The 1,937-nt window shown below is 62.5% G+C and carries 3 protein-coding genes; 2 read left to right on the top strand and 1 reads right to left on the bottom strand.

The window, feature by feature from the left end:
* Window positions 1–154: 154 nt before the first annotated feature.
* Complete coding sequence (locus tag WB402_RS15860) at window positions 155–448, bottom strand: hypothetical protein (protein ID WP_424209592.1); 294 nt, start codon at window positions 446–448, stop codon at window positions 155–157.
* Window positions 449–740: 292 nt separating this feature from the next.
* On the opposite strand from WB402_RS15860, the gene WB402_RS15855 reads away from it, so the two are divergent.
* Together WB402_RS15855 and WB402_RS15850 are read left to right on the top strand one after the other, a co-directional pair.
* Window positions 741–1,265 (top strand): DUF3302 domain-containing protein, encoded by a 525-nt coding sequence (locus WB402_RS15855; protein ID WP_424209590.1) that lies wholly within the window; start codon window positions 741–743, stop codon window positions 1,263–1,265.
* Window positions 1,265–1,937 (top strand): HlyD family secretion protein (locus tag WB402_RS15850; RefSeq protein ID WP_424209588.1); only part of this gene is annotated, 673 nt, incomplete at its 3' end. The genes WB402_RS15855 and WB402_RS15850, both read left to right, overlap by 1 nt.

Genomic DNA, 1,937 nt, shown 5'->3' with positions numbered 1-1,937 from the left:
GACAGAGCATAACGCAACACCACGCCTTCGGCTTGTTCGGTCCGGGGCCAGCGGTCTGCCGGGCAGCGTTGCGGTCGCAACCGGCCGCAGCGTAACCGACGCCGGTGATCCACACCCTCACCACCGGCGCTGGCGGCTGAGGACGCAAGGTGCGCTAGCGCTTTTGATTGCCCGCGGCCTGCTCGTTCGCCAAGGCACGCTCCGTGATCTCCTTGTACAGCTCCACCGCGCGCGACACCAGCGGCTGCCATTCGGGGTGCTTGTGCATGAGCGGCTTGATGTGCTGGGCATCCTCAAATACCTGGCTGAGAAACGCCATGTCCTGGTCGCTCAGCACGTCGCCGCGATCGACCTTCGTCTTGAGCGCCTGGGCGCGCGGGAGCCGCTGGGTCTCGAAGCGCTCGATGAGCGCCAGTATGACCCCGGTATCCTTTGAAGATTCCGCCATTGGTTCCTCCTGCCGGTCCTCCGGTGTATTGACTGGACAATTGCGTGATCGGCAACAGCGTAACACCTTCTTGGGTTGCGGTCAGTCCAGACCGGGTGCACCGATATCGTCTGAGACGAATCGTTGGTGGCGATTCGTGCCGACGCATGAGTAGCTTTCATTGGCAGTGCCACCACTGTTGCGTACCTTTCTGTCTTGCGGCATGCGTGGCGGCAGAGTGAATCGCTATCGGCACTGGCGTTGAGACAGTGGATGTGATTAGAATGACCGCGTCACAGCATTGGTATCCGGCATGCCGCGGAACACGCGAATCAAAAGACTCGGATTGGCGACACTGCTCCTTGCGCCGGTGCACGCATGGGCGATGTCCGGTTCCATGGTCGACACCGCGGCCGATGTCCTGGCGGTGATCGTGCTGGTGATGGTCCCGATCGGCGGCATCTATCTGTTCTGGATGGTGCATATTCTGCCGGAGAAGGTTGCAGAGAAGCGCCACCATCCGCAGAAAGACGCGATCAAAACGCTCTGTCTCCTGTCACTGCTTTTCGGCGGCCTGCTCTGGCCGATCGCCTGGTTGTGGGCCTATTCCAAGCCGGTGATGTACAAACTTGCCTACGGCACCGACAAGCACGAAGACTTCTACAAGGAGGCAACCCCGGGCGCGCCGGCCGCCGCCCAGGAAATCGCGCGGTTGCGCGCCGATTTGGAACGGCTCACGGCCATGGGTGTCGACGCCGACGATCTGCGTGCCGTGAAACGCGAATTGGCGAAGCTCGAAGCCCGGCTTGCCGGCGGCGACGGGAAGGAGGCCGGCTGATGGAAGCTATATTAGTCGGCATCTACGCGTTCTTTGTCTGGCTTATCTACTTCAAGTTCAAGTGGCTGCCGTGGACCACGCCGCACAAGGTCACAGTCGTGATCATCCCGATCGTTGCCCTGACTACGTTGGTCCTGCTGCTCAACGTGTTCGCACCCTCATCGGCCGACGTGCGCGTCATCAAGTACGTCGTGTCGATTGTGCCGCAGGTGAAAGGACGCGTGATCGAGGTGCCGGCCGCGGGCAATAAACCGATGAAGAAGGGCGAGGTGCTGTTCAAGATCGATCCCACGCCATACCAGCTCGACGTCAAGCGCATAGAGGCGCAGCTCGCGCTCGCCCAGACGCGCCTGCGGCAGACGCGGGCGCTGGCCGCGACCGGTGCCGGCAGCAAGTTCGACGAGGAACGCTACGAAAGTGACGTGCGTCAGCTCCAGGCGCAGCTCGACCAGGCGCGCTGGGATTTGTCGCAGACGACCGTGTATGCCCCGGCCGACGGCACGCCGATCAACGTGCAGTTGCGACCGGGCTCGTACGTGGTCCCGGCGCCGTTCGCGCCGGCCCAGGCGATGAGCTTCGTCGAGGACGAGTACCAGGTGATCGCGCTGTATCAACAGAACGAGCTGACCCAGGTCGCGCCGGGCAATGAGGCCGAGATCGCGCTGCCGACCT

Source organism: Sulfuricaulis sp., assembly GCF_049587675.1.
Taxonomy (GTDB): domain Bacteria; phylum Pseudomonadota; class Gammaproteobacteria; order Acidiferrobacterales; family Sulfurifustaceae; genus Sulfuricaulis.
Note: the sequence above shows the minus strand (reverse complement) of the source record. Positions and strands in the feature narration are given on the sequence as shown.

Bases quoted from the DNA above. Each gene is read 5' to 3' on its own strand.
- WB402_RS15860 (WP_424209592.1), bottom strand. From the start codon at position 448: ATGGCGGAATCTTCAAAGGATACCGGGGTCATACTGGCGCTCATCGAG.
- WB402_RS15855 (WP_424209590.1), top strand. From the start codon at position 741: ATGCCGCGGAACACGCGAATCAAAAGACTCGGATTGGCGACACTGCTC.